The organism is Elusimicrobiaceae bacterium (assembly GCA_017520185.1).
Classification (GTDB): Bacteria; Elusimicrobiota; Elusimicrobia; order Elusimicrobiales; family Elusimicrobiaceae; genus Avelusimicrobium.
In genome coordinates, this window is sequence record JAFXGO010000019.1 from 106819 (window position 1) to 123678 (window position 16860).

The following is a 16860-nucleotide window of genomic DNA, read 5'->3' on the forward strand; positions in this document are numbered from 1 at the left end:
TTAATACTCCAATATCATCATCCCAATAGATAAACCCGCTGACGTGCCCAGCAGCATTACTTTGTCGCCTCGTTTGATTTTACCCTGCTCAATAGCTTTAGCAAATGCAAACGGAATAGCTGCCGCTACATTATTGCCGTAATCTTGGATGGTAAACATCATTTTTTCCAAAGGAATCCCTAATTTTTTGCTCATAAGCGTCATCGCAAGTGGGCTGGCTTGGTGGGGGATAACCATGGCAATATCTTTCCATGCAAGCCCTGTTTGTTTAAATGCATTTTCAATAAATCCGGGCAATACTTTTGCCGAAACTTTATAGATACTTCGTCCGTTCATATCGAACAAATAATCGTTATGATTTTGCGGTGTATATAATGTGGGAAGCTGTGCCAGTTGTCCACCTTTAATACGAGCAAAATCGGCTCCTTGGATGTGAGTGCTAAAACATGAGAAGAAAGGCTTATCTGCATTTCCTCGTCCCAATACAGCCGCTACGGCCATATCTCCAAATAAACATGCACTTTTGGGTTGATTCCAATTAATAACGCCTGAAGGTTGTTCGGCAGAAACCACAAGCACGTGTTTATATTTCCCACTTTCTAACCCGCATGCCAACGTATCCACTGCCACCATAAAGCTTAAACAAGTACTGTCTATATCAAAACAAGGAAACGTATAATCAGATACTCCTAACTCTTGTTTTAGACAAGCAGCCATGCACGGAATGGGTTGCCATTTGGTAGCAGAAGCCGCCACCATGCAATCAATATCTTTCCACGTCAGTCCGGCTTGCTCCACGGCCTTTTGAGCTGCCGCCGCACCACCTGCCAGCACGGTTTTCTTATCAAAATAATAGCGTGACTTGATACCGATATGTTCTTCGGTATATCCAATAGGGGTTTGACATTTTTCGTCAAGTTCATTAGACAAGATATACCGATCCGGCAATTCATAAGCAATGCTTTCAATGTGTAATTTAGTCATAATAAATCCTAGCTATTTAATGCCATCTCTTTTAACTTTACATAATCTACTTTGCCGGTTCCCATCAGCGGAATTTCTTCCACTACACGAATCGTTTTGGGCACGGCCAGTTCACTAAGGCCTTTCTCTTTGAAAGCGGCAAGCAAGGCTCCGCGTTCAGCGGTAGGTTCTGTGGTAAATAGCACAAGTTGTTCACCTTTTTTCTCATCGGGAATATTGACTACCGCGTGCATTTTGTTAGGCCACAGCGCATTGATTTCCGTTTCTACTGCCGTCAAAGAAATCATCTCGCCCGCAATTTTGGCAAAACGTTTGGCACGACCTAAGATAAATGCAAAACCGTCTTCATCCACGCGTACAATGTCGCCTGTATCATACCAACCGTCTTGCGGCGGCTCTAATACACCGGGGTTGCTATCGCGCAGATACCCAGCCATAATGTTAGCCCCTTTGACAAGCAGTTTGCCTCCCTCTTCCACTCCGGGGATTTGTTCCAACTTATATTCAATACCCGGTAAAAGACGGCCTACACTACCCCGCTTAAAGTACATAGGCGTATTGACAGCCATAACAGGGGCCGTTTCGGTGGCTCCGTATCCTTCCATAATGCGCAAACCGAACTGGTCATAGTAATTGCGGATAGTTTCTTCTTTTAGTTTTTCTGCTCCCACCACGGCCAAACGCACCGAGTAAAAATCATACGGGTGAGCCATTTTGGCGTACCCGCTGAAGAAGGTATCCGTTCCAAAAATAATAGTGGCATTTCTATCATAAACCAGCTCTGGCACAATGCGGTAATGCAACGGAGACGGATAGAAAAATACTGGAACGCCACACAAGATTGGCAACAATGTGCCTACTGTTAAACCGAAGGAATGGAAAATAGGCATTGCATTAAACACACGGTCTTTAAGCCCAAAATCTAGCACACTTTGCAGTTGCAAACGATTGGCTTGAATATTCTCGTGTGAGAGCACGACTCCTTTGGGGGTTCCTTCACTTCCGGAGGTAAAAAGTACCACTGCTGGATCTTTGGGGCTTACATTGCCACGCACTTTTTTGTAGTACCGACTTGGGAAGTAAGATGCCATTAAACCAATTATTTTATCCCAAACAGAAATCTCCTTTTTCAAATCTTCCAAGTACACCAGTTGAAAACCCGCCCGTTTTAAAGCATCCGCTGTTTCCATCAGTCCACCTTGCCGCAGGAATAATTTGGAAGTAAAGATGGTTGTGATTTTTGCGGCTTTACAACAAGCGAGCATGTTTTTTACACCCGTAGAAAAATTAAGCATACACGGAGTAATATTAAAAGCCCGCATCCCAAAGAACGCCACCACACTGGCTGTCATATTTGGGAGTAAAAAACCCGCCATTTCGCCCTGTTTTTGATGTTTAGCAATTTTCTTTCCTAATACAAATACAGCGGTTAAAAATTGCCCGAAATTGAGCGGCTTGCGCGTAGCATCATTGATAATACGTTTTTTACGGCCCACCAATTTATAGGCATCAATGAGCGAATCAAACAACGTCTCGCTGACATTGCCCGCCTCGTACTTCATATTGACCATCACATCGTACAAACCACGGGCAGCTGCCAAACGGCGGGCCTTCCCTTTTACGCTTTCGTCAATTTTCAAGGTTTTAGGCGATTGAATGGTAATGGTAATTTTGCTCTGCGGGCGCGTTTTTAATTGCGTACCAAAGCGCGAAAATAACGAGTATTGGCTCCCCTCCAAACAGACGGGCAACAACTGGGCGTCGCTTTTGTCGGCAATCATGGCTGGGCCGGGATAGATTTTCATAAGGCCGCCTGTGGTGGTAATACGCCCTTCGGGGAAAATAACCACCCGTTTACCGGCTTTTACTTCTTCAATAATGGACTTTACCGCCATCGGGTTGGTGGGGTCAATCGGGAAGTATTTTACCAAGTGCAAAAAGGGTTTTACCCACCATTTTTGGCTGACATAAGTGTCAATGGCAAAATACAAATTTCCCGGCAGATACACCCACAACAAAACAGCATCTAAAAAGGAAGTGTGGTTGGCAATAATTAGAGCGTTGCCTTGCAGGTTTTTCCAATGTTCAATCCCGTTTACCTTCACACCGTACACAAAGTTTAATACCCGCGTCATAATCATACGGATAATATGATGCGGCAATAGACCGCAAATGTAAATGGCAGCTAACGCGTTAGCAAACGCAATCACTCCAAATACGGTTGGAATGGTAAAGTGCATAGCTAATAGTAGTGCACAGAAACCGCTACCAAGCACCATAAAAAGTGAATTAATAATGTTATTAGTGGCAATCACACGGGAGCGGGTATCCTCGGTAGCCAAAAACTGCAGCATCGCATTAAGCGGTACAATATAGAGCCCGCCACACACCGCAAAGCCGAGTAAATCCAAGGTAATACGCTTGCCGGCAAAAGTCATTAAGAAGGCTTTGTAATCCAGGGCCGTTTCCGCCGGAATATAGCCGGCAGTGGCACAAGCCAAATCAGCCAAAAATACCGTCATCAAAAGGGCACTTATCGGCACATATTTACTGGTAATTTCCCCCTTTACCAAAAATTGGCAAAGCAAAGAGCCCAACCCGATTCCACAGGAAAAAAGAGTTAAAAGGAAGGTAAACAAACCGGGCGTACCGTTTAAGATGTCATGTGCCAAGGAAGGCATTTGGGCAATCAACGCCGTGCCCAACATCCAAAACCAGGAAATCCCCAAAATACAAAGGAAAATATCGTGGTTCTGCTTAGCAAACGCCATATTCTTCCATGTACTGCGGATGAAATTTTTATCTATCTTCAAATCCGCATTGGCCGGTTTTTGAGCCGGGATGAACAAACTGGCAAGCAACCCTAATATAGCTACCCCTAAAATAATGCCAGGCAACCACAATTCATTAGCGGCAATGATAATCCCGCCAAAAATAGTGCCTTGCAAAATAGAGCCGTACGTACCCGCTTCAATAATACCATTACCGGCAATCAGTTGTTTTTCACCTAAAATATCAGGCAAGATACTGTATTTGACCGGGCCAAAGAAGGCGGATTGCGTACCCATTAAAAATAATACACCCAGCAAAAGCGGTACGTTGGTCGTTAAAAACCCAACTCCGGCTAAAAGGACGATAACAACTTCCAACCCTTTAGTGGCTTTAATAAGGATATCTTTGCGAAACTTATCCGCCAGTTCCCCTGCCAATGCCGAGAACAAGAAAAACGGCAACATAAATAATGCAACTGCCAAAGAAACTATTACTGATTTGCTCCCTGCTGATATACTAGTCACCTTATAGGTAATGAATGTAGCCATAGCAGTACGAAAAAAATTGTCATTAAACGCACCCAAATACTGAGTGCAAAACAAAGCTAAAAACGGACGATTAAAGAAAGTTTTAAGTAAAGACAACATATTATTTTTCCTCCTGTAGTGCCACAAACCAATCTTTTAAAATTTGTTCCATTTGCGGGCGGCTTTGTGCCGGAATTTTTTCTGTCAAACTTTTTACTAACTGATCATATCCGGGCCACACTTTATCAATGAGTTCCTGTCCTTTTTTTGTGATACAAATAATATTTTCGCGACGGCTTTGCGGATTTGTTTGGCGTGTAAGCCAACCGGCATGAACTGATTTTTCCACTAGTTTAGTAATATTGCTGGCCGATGCAATAAGCCTCTTAGCTAACTCCACTTGGCTAAGTCCTTTGCCATTATTTTGATAAGCGGCAAGCATCAGCAAATTAAACTGCACAGCCGACAAACCATGCGGAAGCAGGAATTTTTCCACGCGCGTTTGCAACAGGTTATAAACCAGCGCCAACACATATGTAATATTTTCATACACACGTCCTTTTTCCGGATTGATACCGTAAGGACGTAAGTTCGGTTTATTGGTTTTCATATAAATAGTTTACTAAGAAACTTTTTATTTGTCAAGCATTTTATTTTAATTTAACTTTGAAAATAACATTTCTCGCCTGTTTGCGTCCTGTTTGAAAAATCAGCATAGTGCTAGGAAAACTACACCCACCGTATTTTAGTTTTGAGTTTATAGCATAAATCCCCGTTAGGCAACTTGCCCGACGGGGATTTTTTTATAAATGACTGATAGCATGGGAATTTTGGCGGGTTTTGGGGTATTGTGAAGAATCTGTTGTTTCTATGCTGACCGGGTGGGTTAGGAAGTCGTGCACTTACGATTATTTGTAAAAGTTTTGCTCTTGTTTTTGCCAATCTGACGTTTTAATGGAGAGCAATTTTTTAAGGGTCAATCTGTCGGTTGGGTACCGTTTAAGATACTACGGACAATTTTAGGGGATAAAAAACTTAAATTGAGGATCCTGCGAACATATTGTACGCATACTTTATCTCTATTTGCTATTTCTTGCGTAGTCTTGCCGTCCAGTATATCTTGGTGCCAAGTATAGGCCTGATTTAATATTTTGATAAGTTCAGTATTAGGACGTTTCTTCGGTTCTACAAACTGCCCCACAAAAGGCTCTTTTTAGGGTCATAATGTTGGCGGTTAATGCGCTTTTCCGCCATTACGGCTTGGACTTGTTCAATTTGGCAAATGAGAGTAGCATATTTAATGTGAGCCGCCCCATACTGGTAGTTGTGTTAAAATGTTGTGTTTAGGCTCTTGTAGAGATTATTTTCATATAGATATCCATTAGCAACAATCTCTACTTCGTATTTGATACCTTGATAGGAACGGATTAGTTTAGAACCAACTTCCAATGTAGCTTTGGGATGTTTGTCTGTTCCCTTAGTAGCTTGGGCCACTTCATGAAAAAAGCCAAGTGGAGAAATCTTCTCACGCTTGGCTTGTTCATACCATAACAGGTATTTAATAATTAGACTTCGCCCGATTGGCGGTATAGGCCGGCCTATGATTTCAATCCGTTTTAAACGTAATTCCCGTGCGGTTAAATGTGTATAGTTTTGCATGTTTCCTCCTATACATATTACCGTTTCTTCTAGGCCTAGAAGTCAAGTTAATTCCAAAACATTAAAATGCTAAATCCCAGGGGATTTTAGCAAAATTGCAGTTAATGGCCTGCCCAGGTTAATCGGTCTATGTGGTACTGGCATACTTTGGCCAATGTTTCATGCAGGGGAAAACCCAAATAATTAAGGAAAGCGGCCGTTTCCGAGGGAATATCCCGGATGCACACAGGGTGGCTTGTTTGACTGAAAATTTGGTAATTTAATTGCCAGATCTGTTTTGAAAATAACAGCTCTTGTGAAGGCAAAATTGTACTACGTGCGGCCGGAGATGCGTAGGGCAACAAATAGGGGGCACGCGCGTATTTGCCGTTGGGAAGCTGTACGCATAAGCCCCCATGCTGTGTCCCTAGCAAGAAATCCCGTAAATCCAGTATTTCATAGGGGATATTGTCTTGCGGTTTAATGAGCAAATGAACCTTACTGATTTGAACGTGGGGCGGCAATGCTTGATAAAATGTTTTTAAGGTGCCGCCACTGGCTAAGTCATCATCTAACAGCACATATTCCCCCGATGCAACTAACTGTAATTGTTGGGCAAGCGGACCTTCACTAGAAAAATAAACGTACGAATTATTGTTTGTTGCACATAAATTAAATACTCGGCTTAATGATATATTATAATCGGCTTTGAATAACCGATCTAAACTGATTACTTTTTGAGAGCCCAATGTTTGCCTGGCCTGTTCAATTTGTTGCTGTGCAAATACGGTGGAAACAGTTGCATGTGGTGGAATGCTGCTCTTAAGTATGCGTATAAATTGATTAGCGAAATACTGTTGGATTTGGGCCACTTCTTCCGCAGGCAAGGGGAAATGCCGCAGTGGAATAGTTCCTTCATTGCGTATATAATAACGCAAAGTTGGCTGAGTTTCTGGGCGTGCATGAATGCCGTCCGTTCGTAATTTGGTGGAATTGGCCGCTGCTTGGGGAGTGTTATTCGGAACAAAGAAACACCGCTCAGAAGTCAGTTTTGCCTTTAATTGTTTAAATAGTTCCTTGCTCCCGGTACGTTCCACACATACTCCTAACCCGCGTTTCTCAAAACAGTACATAAACCGTGCGTTATCCGAACCAAACACATAAGCAACCTGGGTATTAGGGTGGAAATAGGTGCGTAGATACTGCTGTAAACGGCTGATGACTTCCGTAAAATTAACAAAAGAAGGCATATAGCAGCTTTCCCAGGGATCAGCCAGCAGCCAGGGATGAGAAACTAAGTGCTTTTGTAAATCATAAAGCCAGGATCCCGGCGTTCCGTGCACATTTGTTTTGGTGTTCACATAACTGGGGTGAGAAATGGAGAAATAGCCCCCAATCACCTGTTTCCCGGCCGCTTCTAATGCTGCTTTGGCTAAGTACATCATTTGAAGGTGCCCTTCGTGTAGAGGGCAAAATCCTCCGGTACTGAGTAATACAACCGGATGGGCATCTTTGGGCAGATGTTTTATCAACGGCAGCGGTGTTGTCAGAAATGTGATGTCTTTTAACCGGGCTATGTCTTGCAGTTCAAAATTATCTTCTAAGAACCCGGCTCGCTCTACAATGCAAAGATCCTCATATTTGACATATATATCCCGGTAGAAATCATCTCGCAATACCTTCCACGCCAGTCGTGTTTGGTACGTTGGATGTGTAATGGCTTGATAGGAAGCATCTATTTCTTCCCGCGTGGCATTTTTAGCAATCCCGAGCTGTTCCCATAGTGTTTTTTTCATACAAAACCTCTTTCCAATTCGGGCTGGAATTATCCCAACCGCCTTTGATGGTGCTAGGCAGTATATCCAAATGTACTGCCGGAGATTTTACCATGTATTTATGGGCATTGTAGCGGTGGAGCCGTTCTAAATTAGCCGCAAAGGTGTTAAATTGTTGGCGCGTTGTATCGTCCCAGCCGTTTAAGAGTCGGTTTTGTTCTTGTGCGGGTAAATTCAAATAATGCAAATACAGCTCTACGAAATCATAAGGAGCCCCGAATACGGTTTCATCACTTCGGGCATCGTACATATCCCCACTAGGCACCGCTTCTAAAATACTAGGTAATACGTCCAAGTGCCTAGCCAACGCATATACTTCAGATTTGTGTAAATCGGAAATTAGCTGCAAGTCCACCATACAATCGGATGCTTTTCCCATAAATCCCAAATAACCGCCTTCATCCAGATTGGTTGTCCCGCAAACAACGGCTTTTTTCCCTTCTTGGACTAACAGATTAGCAACATAGTACACAATCGGGGTACGGCTGCAGGAAACTAGTTGTCCGATAGCCCAGTCGGTAGCTTGTACTTGCAGGGCAGTTTCTACGACTGTTCGCATGGCTTGGTTGGTATCGTGCAAGTCAATAATATACGGTTTCAAACCCCATTTTTGGCAAAGTTCCTTCCCTCGTTGGGTGGCTTCATTTTGGTGTGTAGTACCGGAGGAATTAGAAACAGGCATCATTAACGCAAAGATGTGTTTAAGCGGGGAGTTTGGCAGCTGGGCCGTATGTTTTAAGATCCCTAACGCCACCGCCGAATCTACTCCACCGCTTACACCCAGGACACACGCTTGCAAACGGTATTTGTCTAAGTAGCGGGCCAACAATGTTGCCTTCTCTTGCAGATAATCGCAAGCACAAAATCCCCTCTCTTTGCGAATTTGTGCTAAGTATTGCGCAAGGGTAGTTGATAAATGTAAATCAGTGGGCGGATTATATACTTTCATAACAAGTTTCCTCCGGGCATTTCCCATTCATAACGCAGATGCCCATCTTGAAAGAAAATCAGCTGGCGAATTTGGTTCGGATCTGTTTCAATGGTGTATTTATTAAGTGGTACACAGAAACACACGTTTTGCTCTTCTACGTCATACACGGTACCAATTCGGCCCAGTTCCAATAAACGGTGCCCTTCTTTTTCTAACATACGGGTAATAGCTTGTTTATCTCGCGGGGATAAACGGTGCTTTATGATCCATTGTTTGGCAGAAGGTCTTCTAAATTCGTCATTTACAGGGCGAAGCGTCACTTGCTCAACCTGGTTTTGTTTTGCAAATCGAATAAACTCTCTCACTTGGGCAGGTGTGTAAGTAATGCCTTTGCATAGTACGCAGGTTAGACGCAGGGTAAAACCAAACGAATGTAAAAAATGAATCAAAGCAGGCAAGTCAATATATTGGCCGTTCGGGGCGTAAATCGGTTGATTTTTAGAAGGCAAATGACTTACCACTGACAGTGTAATTACAGTCAATCCCAACTCATACCACTTCTTCAAAAACGGAGTATATTTTTTAGGATTACGTGACAAGGGGATGCCGTTTGTTTGCAATTCCACAAACGGAAAGGGAAACGGTTGCAGATGTTCTAAGTAGTCGGTAATTTGTTGCGGAAACAAAGTGGGTTCGCCGCGGCTTGTAAGCATTACAGTATCTACGCCGTACCGATCCGCCGCTTTGCATGCAATACGAAAGTTGCGCCAATTGACGGTGGGCGTTTGGGTGTTTTTGGCATTTGGAGCTTCTCCGGACACGCAGTACGGACACGCAGCCACACACGCACTGTTGCCAACGATTACACTTAACATTTTGCATTGCATATTATTCTCCTTGTTTATAAACACTGTATATAAAATCCCCGTCCCGGTAATATGAAATGTTGTATTCCGGGGTTTTGGTGCATTTAATAAATTCAAAGGGTAGATCCATTTGCTGGGGTAATGGGTTGCGGTAAATATAATAGCGGTATTGTTGCATTTTTTGCAATTCTTCCCAAGAAGAACAAGCTAACCGCGTTTTATGTATCGGGAAATTAGATAAAACTGCTAAATCTGTGCTTTCAATTAACCGTATATGTGAGAGAAACGGCTTAACAACTTTTGCTTGCGGCACCGAGTTGATTAACAACGTACGAACTGTAAACCTGCTAAGGTATTTTTGTAAATCAGTAAACAAATTAACTAACAGCGTGTTATCTATCGTTTGGCAGGCATCAATTACAAACTCTTGAAACTTCCCCGGATCTAAATCTTCTTTTGGAATAGAAAACAATTCGGATAACCGGTAATACGTAATGCGTGGATTTTGTCCGTTATTATGCAGAAGTAATTTCCCGAGGTTTAAGGAAAAATGAATAGGGTGTTTTTTAATTGAGTTCATTTTCATACTCACTTCGTGCAATTAAATCAGTATTAAAACAAGTTCCATCAGAGGCATATACCTTCCACGTATCAATATTTTGGTTAATAACAATATTGCCGTATCGTTTATCTTCTTTGAGCCGTCCATACCTGTTGAAGTAGAAAATGTTGCTGGCAAAGGATAACAAATTGTACTTTTTTAGTTCTTGTTCTATATCAAAAGGGTCTTCATAGGACTTGCGTACGTTTAGTTGAATAGAAAGGTTGGCAATAAACTGAATATTTTGTATGGCCAGGGCAATTTCAAATAAAAAACGGGGATGTTGCTTCATCAAAAAAGAATTAACGCTGATTTTAAGAATAGTCGGTGTTTTAGAAAGCCCTCTCCAAACAACTATATCCTGTAAATTGTTGCGTAAATTAAGGCCGTTGGTAAGCACAATCAGTTTTTTGCATTGAGGATCTGCCCAGGCCTGTTCCAAAAAAGGTTTAATCTGCGGGTGCAGCATAGGTTCTCCGCCTTCTAGTTGTAATTCATAATCTTGATGGGCGGCTAGTATCTCAGCAAACTTTTGAAGGGGCATGGAGGTGTGCTTCGCCGGGGAAGAATACATGCAACAAAACGGACAGGCCACATTGCAGTGGTTCGTAATATTGATATATAACCGTGTAGAGGGCATATTATAAATCCTGATAGTTTAGCAATATTTCTTGAGTCCCATCCCAACCCGAACATAAGTTGCCGTTTGGATGATAAACTACTTCAAACACTTTATTGTAGTTGTATTTTTGCATTTCTTGTTTACGTTTGGCTAAATCGGCGGCTTCAAAGGCAATGGTACTGTTTGCATATTTATACAATTCCACGTAATAGTAGTAGCCGATATTCCGCTTAAATAACGTAAATTTACCTTGCACATCATTTTCCTGCCATATTTTTTCACAGGTAATCACATTTTGTTCATTGTAGCGGACAATATCTTGGTTTGTGTCTTGCCCGTTAAAATAGGTCAGTTGTCTAAAAATAAAATTATTGTACCCCAGTTGGTTATAAAAATTAATGTATCTTTCACAAGATGCCAAATCGTTTACACCTTTTTTTAAGAGTACACAGGACAAGCGCGGTTTAATACACGTTCCGCGGATAGTTTGGTACACTTCACTAAGCAAGTTGGAAAAGGAAGACGGGTATTGATCTTTGTATCTCATGATTTCTTCAATGCGTTTTTGTTCCCAGTGCGGCAGTGAAAGGTTCAAGTAAGTCCAGTTGTTTTTGGTTAAGCAATTTAAGATACGCTGATTGTTTTTTAATAGTTGGGAAGCGTTGGTAGTCACGGCACGAATACGAAAATTATATTGATTTACCAACGAAACCACCTCGTCAAAGAGTGGAAACAAAGTAGGTTCCCCACCTGTTAGGGAGATAGTCGGATTAAGAGGACGTAAAAAAGCGAAAATCTTATCCAATGATTTGAGGTAAGCATTGTAATTTTCCCCAAAAACATTTTTCCTGTTTTCAGTTTTACAGCGAATATTGGCAACACAAAATTTACAATCTGCATTGCAATAATCATCCAAAAAAACCGAGAAGTTAAAATTGCTATACAGCTCCTTGTCTTTTAGGAAAGGAACGAATGTATATTTATCCGCCATAGCACGTAAATCAAAGGGGAATACATGGTTGGTAAGTGTCATAAATTCTCCGGATTAACGGATAATACTTGTTTTCCTAAAAACGCGGCTTTATTGCGTTTGTATAGTTGGGCCGAACGATGCCTACTGGCAGAAGTTCGGCGGTCGGTCGGTATTACATAAGGAGCAATTTTACGCCGGAAGTTTGCCGTTAGTAATTTCTTTCCCAAGATGGTTTCGTAAACATGTTGAAGCTCGGTTAGGGTAAATGTTTCCGACAAGAAACGAAAGGCATCCACGGACTTTTCCAAGTCATTGCGTAGCACTGTAATTGCATAGGCAATAATTTTGGCATGATCAAAAGCCAGCCCGCTATTTTCCAATATAGTACAGGTAGTTTCTCGGTTATACAAAGATACCGTTTGTTTTACCTCAATAACGGCTGTTAATTCTATGTCCTCTCTTCGTAACGTCAATTTGTTATGTTGGATGGTTTGATAGCTGTTTTCTCCGTTTTGTGTAGTTTGTTTATCCAGTGTAGTGTATGTACAGGTAAACCATTTGGCTTGTTTAGCATCTTTGCTGGAAAAAAGAGTCTGTGTAAATTCCGTTAGGGCCATAAACGAAGAAGAAATAATCCATCCCCGAGGATCCCGCTTAGGTTCGCTAAACACATGTAGTTGTCTAAGATCAGTCTCCTTAATTCCGGTTTCTTCTTCCAGTTCACGCCGTGCGGCTGTTTCTACTGTTTCATTTGGCAAGACAAATCCACCCGGCAAAGCCCATTGGTTTTGAAACGGGTGTTCGGCCCTTTCAATCAAAAGTACAGACAGTTTCTGTTCTGGCAACTTGCGGTAATTACCCGTTTCCTGCCTTATCACAGAAAAAACGGCCATATCCACAGCTAGGGAAGGGCGTGGGTAATGTTGTTGATCGTATTGTTTTAAAAATTCTTGTTCATTCATAGAGTTCCTGGATAAGGGAAACTAGGCATTGGCAAGCGCTTAAATTCATTTTGAGCATGTAATGCATCAATGCGGGCCTTGGCCTGTAAATCATCACATTTTCCCGTGCGAATATAAGCATCTAACACCGCATAGGAAAATCCCATTTTTTCTTCATCACTTTTACCGCTTAAACCGTCCTCGGGCGTTTTATTCACTAAGTAGGGAGGCAAATCCAGCGTATGTCCCAACTGTTTAAGTTCGCTAACTGTTAATTGAGCAAACGGGGAGAAATCCCCCACACTATCTCCGTAACGCGTAGAATATCCCACCCAAATTTCCGACAAATTAGATGTGTTGATCACGCGTCCGTTAAGGGATTGGGAAACGGCATACAATGTGCTCATACGTAGGCGGGGCGCCAAGTTAATTTTGGTTTGAAGAGAAACCTCGGTATTTTTTTCTATTTCATCAACGATATAATCATACGCGGTTTTGAGATTAATTTCACAATGAGCAATGCCCAAATGTTTAACTACCTCATACGAGCATGCAATATCATGTTGAGTTCCATTGGGCATTAGCACCCCAAACACACGGTCTTTTCCCAATGCCTCTACACATAAAGCGGCTGCTATGGTACTGTCTTTACCGCCCGAAATACCAATGACCGCTTTACAAGTGGGGCCATTGGTCGCAAAAACATGTTGCAACCAGTGAATTAAATCAGCCTTTACTTGAGTAGAATCAAAATTCATATTAAAAGTTTCCTTCGTGTAATGTGTTGCGGATTTCGTGCAACGTAAATTCTTTAACCAACTTTCCATCTTCAAAAACAGTTTGCAGTAAGTTTTCTTCCTTTGCCGGGAAGGTATGCGCGTCCAAACCATCCTGGTAAGTGATTTCGCCTTGTTCGTTTCTAAATACCCGGCACAACCCGCGTTGGGATTTTTTGAAATGAGCATTGTCCGTTTTGGGGTTTTTAAAAATTAATAACGGTTTTTCTCCCATTTCCCCATAGGTGGCTTTTACGGCAATCCCGAACGTATCCCGCGTGTAAGGTTTGAACTCTTGATTTTCCTCTAAACACTGCATAGAAAAACTACCTACCCCCAAGGATACATTATTGCAAGCAAATCCATGTTCAATTAAAGTGCGGAATATCATTTCGGCGCGTTGAGGGGTAATGCTATCCCCATAGATGGCTTTAATGTGCGGATTGAGCACCTTATAACCTTTGCTGTTTACAGTACCACCAAACGTGTTCCATAAATGAAAAACTGTTTGAGTAACAATTTCAGCAGGGTCACCGCTATCTCCGCGTATGAGTAATGCTCCGTCATGTGCTAAAATTTCTTCTTTGCACTCCACTACCAATTTATCTACTAAGTTCCAGTAGTCATAGCTATCGCTTACCATAGAGAAGGAATGGTGCGGATAAATTTTTGTAAGCAAACGCTTAATCATATCCGTTTCATTTCCATCTACCGCGTAATTGCTGCACATAACGGAATGCTCCGTGCTAATGGCTCCATAAGCAACGGGTTGTTTTGTGCAATCACAATTATAATAATGTTCTAACCAAGGAATGGCGGGAACCGTGGCTGTGTTCAAGAAAGACAGGCAGAACGCTGCACTACTGGCAGTAGCACTTTCCAAACTTTCTTGCCCGCGCATACTAAAATCCCCCAAGGCCCGCGCACGCGGCACATCATCTTCCACGCTTTGCGCATAATATTTATTGACGATTTGGCGGTAATTATAGCCGACGTTCGCACTTAACATGGGGTGCCAGAGCGAACAACTCATCAATGTTTCAATGGCGTTGACCAACCAAGCAAAGTCAGGATGCGTGTTCGAAATCTCAATCATGGGTACTTTTACAGGCACGCGTGTTCCTTCAGCAATGGCTTTAATTTCAAGGGGTAGATACCCCAAATCATGTAACCGGGCAATTTTATCGTCTTGATAGGAACCTTGTCCTAAGGTATGGGATAAAATACGATTATATTCGGCCAAAGCCGTTTCTTTGGGAATATTGAAAAAGTTTTCATCAAAATACTCCATTAAGTATTTTTTAATAAACGCCTGCAAACCGAACATGACCAGTTTGTCTTGTCCGTCCAACCGAGACATACGCGGTGTGAAATAAGACGTTAATTTGGTAATACCGGCCGGATATTGTTCGCTATGAACAGTTTTATAAAAATCACATAATAATAAGGGTGGAATTCTCATAATTTTCTCCTATATAATTTCAACTAATGGATGTTGTTTGGTAAACACGCTAGGGGTGGTATAAATCTTTTCTACTAACCCGCTTTTTATTAGTTCTCCTTCTAAAACACTGTTTTCGCAGTGCGTTACGTAAAGCCAGATTTTATCTGCCCCTAATTCTTTTAGTTTTTTGGCTGAGTGATAAAAAGTTCCTCCGTACGAAGATATATCATCAATGATAAGCACGTTGAATGGAGTTGACGGAAGATTTCCTTCCACACGCAACCCCAAGATTTTTCCTGTTTTCCAATCCCGTTCTTTTACTCCGTAGATAAAAGGGCGGTTTACATATCCTTGATAACGCTTGCACGAACCCGCATCCGGAAAGAAAACAACGTCCTTTGAAGTTAGCAATGTATCACATAATTTTAGGATACCGGGTTGAATATTCTCACATTCAAGGCGTTGGATAAATTGCAAGGAAACAGCGGAGTGCGGATCCCGTACGACGACGCGGTCAAATTGCAACGAGTTAATAAATTCCGCAAAATATTTGAGCGTAAATACTTCATCTTCATTTTTAACACGGTCCATACGCGCATTGGGGATGTACGGCATACGTAGCGTCAACTTGGTGGCTCCATGGTCCCGTAAATGCTTTACAGCAAAATAAAGCACAACTAATTCTTCGTTATCTTCAAACTGCCAAAGCAGTTCAACTGAACCACTAATAGGGATAATATTCAAACGTAATGTTCCATCAGGAAATTTACTGGGGACAAGTTTTTGATCATTGATGTAAATCATGATTCTCTCCTATTTTACCTGAATTTGGCACATTTTCATAGCTTCCAGTGCATTTTGGTGACTTTTGGGAGTTACCCCAGCACACGCGGCAGAAGCCACCGTAATGCTTACTTCCGGGAATGCTGCCTTTAAAATAATCGCATTTGATAATACACAAATATCGGTACACAAGCCAATAAGTTCAATTTCTTGCACTTGCGGATAGTGTTCCTTAACCCAATCTGCTAGTGCCAATGAACCAAAAGAGGGTTTATCTAGCACCGCCGCATCTTGCGTATCCAAAGAGCCATCAATTTGCCAACCGGACGTGTTTTTAATACAATGGGGTACAGGAAGCAGTTTTCCTTCTTGCGTATGAAGGTACTCCTCAGAATGAGTATCACGCGTAAAGAGAATTGGATTTCCTTCTTTTTTGTACTGTTCTATTTTAGCTTGCACAATAGGAAGGATGTTTAGGGCTTCTTGGGTACCCAAGGCACCGTCTATAAAATCTTTTTGCATATCTACTACAATTAACAATTTCATACGGTCTCCTTTCTTTTTAATATTATCATCTTAATAATATCATAATGATAATATTTTGTTTTGTCAAGACCTAAATTAATTATTTCCCTGCTTGTTCCCTGTTCCGGATTTTAGGGAATTGGGTAAATTTATATGGGGTGTTAGTACGAAAAACCCTTAAAATTTAAAATAAATCCATTGCTTTCCCCTGTATTTATCCTGTTTTACAGGGAAAATAGTATTTCTCGCCTGTTTATTGCCTGTTTGATAAAAAAATATTCAGCATAGTGCTAGGGAAACTACATCCACCGTATTTTAGTTTTGAGTTTATACCATATATCCCCGTTAGGCAACTTGCCCGACGGGGATTTTTTTATAAACGACTTTGAGCATGCGATTTTTGGTGTCTTTAAGGGACTTTTGGTAAAAATTCTCGTTTTATGCTGACAAGAGTAAGTAGGAAGTTGTACAAGAACGTTCTTAAGTATTTTGTTGCTTATTACTTTCTCGCTAGGTTAGGCCAACACTTTTTTATTAGCATAAAACAAGGACATCCATGGTACTTTTCATATACCCACATGCACGGGCAGTTCCATTTTAGCCCATATAAACACATGGCTACGATTACATAGAAAAAATAAA

At 41.7% G+C, this 16860-nt stretch carries 15 protein-coding genes; all 15 read right to left on the minus strand.

The annotated features are described in order from the left end of the window. On the minus strand, window positions 1–984 hold the full coding sequence (locus IKL48_03000) for a hypothetical protein (protein ID MBR3603641.1): 984 nt from the start codon (window positions 982–984) through the stop codon (window positions 1–3). An 8-nt stretch (window positions 985–992) separates the two neighbouring features. Continuing rightward, the gene (locus IKL48_03005) at window positions 993–4403 is read right to left on the minus strand and encodes an acyl-[ACP]--phospholipid O-acyltransferase (protein MBR3603642.1); all 3411 of its coding nucleotides are present in this window, start codon (window positions 4401–4403) and stop codon (window positions 993–995) included. Window position 4404: 1 nt separating this feature from the next. After that, window positions 4405–4893, minus strand: coding sequence for a MarR family transcriptional regulator (locus tag IKL48_03010; protein ID MBR3603643.1), 489 nt, complete (start codon window positions 4891–4893; stop codon window positions 4405–4407). Between the two features lie 719 nt (window positions 4894–5612). Then, window positions 5613–5942, minus strand: a complete 330-nt coding sequence (locus tag IKL48_03015) for a DUF2924 domain-containing protein (GenBank protein ID MBR3603644.1) — start codon at window positions 5940–5942, stop codon at window positions 5613–5615. 101 nt (window positions 5943–6043) lie between these two features. Beyond that, entirely contained in the window at window positions 6044–7717 is a 1674-nt protein-coding gene (locus IKL48_03020; protein MBR3603645.1) for a hypothetical protein, read from the minus strand. Further along, the gene (gene nadE, locus IKL48_03025; GenBank protein MBR3603646.1) at window positions 7680–8705 is read right to left on the minus strand and encodes an NAD(+) synthase; all 1026 of its coding nucleotides are present in this window, start codon (window positions 8703–8705) and stop codon (window positions 7680–7682) included. Before nadE (IKL48_03025) ends, IKL48_03020 begins: the two co-directional genes overlap by 38 nt. Beyond that, window positions 8702–9574, minus strand: coding sequence for a radical SAM protein (locus IKL48_03030; protein MBR3603647.1), 873 nt, complete (start codon window positions 9572–9574; stop codon window positions 8702–8704). Before IKL48_03030 ends, nadE (IKL48_03025) begins: the two co-directional genes overlap by 4 nt. A gap of 1 nt (window position 9575) precedes the next feature. Further along, complete coding sequence (locus IKL48_03035; protein ID MBR3603648.1) at window positions 9576–10139, minus strand: hypothetical protein; 564 nt, start codon at window positions 10137–10139, stop codon at window positions 9576–9578. Continuing rightward, the gene (locus IKL48_03040; protein MBR3603649.1) at window positions 10120–10728 is read right to left on the minus strand and encodes a hypothetical protein; all 609 of its coding nucleotides are present in this window, start codon (window positions 10726–10728) and stop codon (window positions 10120–10122) included. Before IKL48_03040 ends, IKL48_03035 begins: the two co-directional genes overlap by 20 nt. 67 nt (window positions 10729–10795) lie before the next feature. Further along, a complete protein-coding gene (locus tag IKL48_03045) occupies window positions 10796–11809 on the minus strand; it encodes a 4Fe-4S cluster-binding domain-containing protein (GenBank protein MBR3603650.1) in 1014 nt (337 codons plus the stop codon). After that, window positions 11806–12711, minus strand: coding sequence for an NUDIX hydrolase (locus IKL48_03050; GenBank protein MBR3603651.1), 906 nt, complete (start codon window positions 12709–12711; stop codon window positions 11806–11808). Before IKL48_03050 ends, IKL48_03045 begins: the two co-directional genes overlap by 4 nt. Then, window positions 12708–13448, minus strand: coding sequence for an NAD(+) synthase (nadE, locus tag IKL48_03055; protein ID MBR3603652.1), 741 nt, complete (start codon window positions 13446–13448; stop codon window positions 12708–12710). The genes IKL48_03050 and nadE (IKL48_03055) overlap by 4 nt, the downstream gene beginning before the upstream one ends. Window position 13449: 1 nt before the next feature. After that, window positions 13450–14928, minus strand: a complete 1479-nt coding sequence (locus tag IKL48_03060) for a nicotinate phosphoribosyltransferase (protein MBR3603653.1) — start codon at window positions 14926–14928, stop codon at window positions 13450–13452. Between the two features lie 9 nt (window positions 14929–14937). Next, window positions 14938–15714 (minus strand): hypothetical protein, encoded by a 777-nt coding sequence (locus tag IKL48_03065; GenBank protein ID MBR3603654.1) that lies wholly within the window; start codon window positions 15712–15714, stop codon window positions 14938–14940. A gap of 9 nt (window positions 15715–15723) precedes the next feature. Next, window positions 15724–16239: a cysteine hydrolase gene (locus IKL48_03070; protein MBR3603655.1), complete on the minus strand. Its 516-nt coding sequence runs from the start codon at window positions 16237–16239 to the stop codon at window positions 15724–15726. Between the last annotated feature and the right edge of the window lie 621 nt (window positions 16240–16860).

Coding starts and splice junctions, on each gene's coding strand:
- IKL48_03030 (MBR3603647.1), bottom strand. CDS start 9,574: ATGCAATGCAAAATGTTAAGTGTAATCGTTGGCAACAGTGCGTGTGTG.
- IKL48_03050 (MBR3603651.1), bottom strand. CDS start 12,711: ATGAATGAACAAGAATTTTTAAAACAATACGATCAACAACATTACCCA.
- IKL48_03020 (MBR3603645.1), bottom strand. CDS start 7,717: ATGAAAAAAACACTATGGGAACAGCTCGGGATTGCTAAAAATGCCACG.
- IKL48_03045 (MBR3603650.1), bottom strand. CDS start 11,809: ATGACACTTACCAACCATGTATTCCCCTTTGATTTACGTGCTATGGCG.
- IKL48_03060 (MBR3603653.1), bottom strand. CDS start 14,928: ATGAGAATTCCACCCTTATTATTATGTGATTTTTATAAAACTGTTCAT.
- IKL48_03040 (MBR3603649.1), bottom strand. CDS start 10,728: ATGTATTCTTCCCCGGCGAAGCACACCTCCATGCCCCTTCAAAAGTTT.
- nadE (MBR3603646.1), bottom strand. CDS start 8,705: ATGAAAGTATATAATCCGCCCACTGATTTACATTTATCAACTACCCTT.
- IKL48_03015 (MBR3603644.1), bottom strand. CDS start 5,942: ATGCAAAACTATACACATTTAACCGCACGGGAATTACGTTTAAAACGG.
- IKL48_03010 (MBR3603643.1), bottom strand. CDS start 4,893: ATGAAAACCAATAAACCGAACTTACGTCCTTACGGTATCAATCCGGAA.
- IKL48_03035 (MBR3603648.1), bottom strand. CDS start 10,139: ATGAAAATGAACTCAATTAAAAAACACCCTATTCATTTTTCCTTAAAC.
- IKL48_03000 (MBR3603641.1), bottom strand. CDS start 984: ATGACTAAATTACACATTGAAAGCATTGCTTATGAATTGCCGGATCGG.
- IKL48_03070 (MBR3603655.1), bottom strand. CDS start 16,239: ATGAAATTGTTAATTGTAGTAGATATGCAAAAAGATTTTATAGACGGT.
- IKL48_03005 (MBR3603642.1), bottom strand. CDS start 4,403: ATGTTGTCTTTACTTAAAACTTTCTTTAATCGTCCGTTTTTAGCTTTG.
- IKL48_03065 (MBR3603654.1), bottom strand. CDS start 15,714: ATGATTTACATCAATGATCAAAAACTTGTCCCCAGTAAATTTCCTGAT.
- nadE (MBR3603652.1), bottom strand. CDS start 13,448: ATGAATTTTGATTCTACTCAAGTAAAGGCTGATTTAATTCACTGGTTG.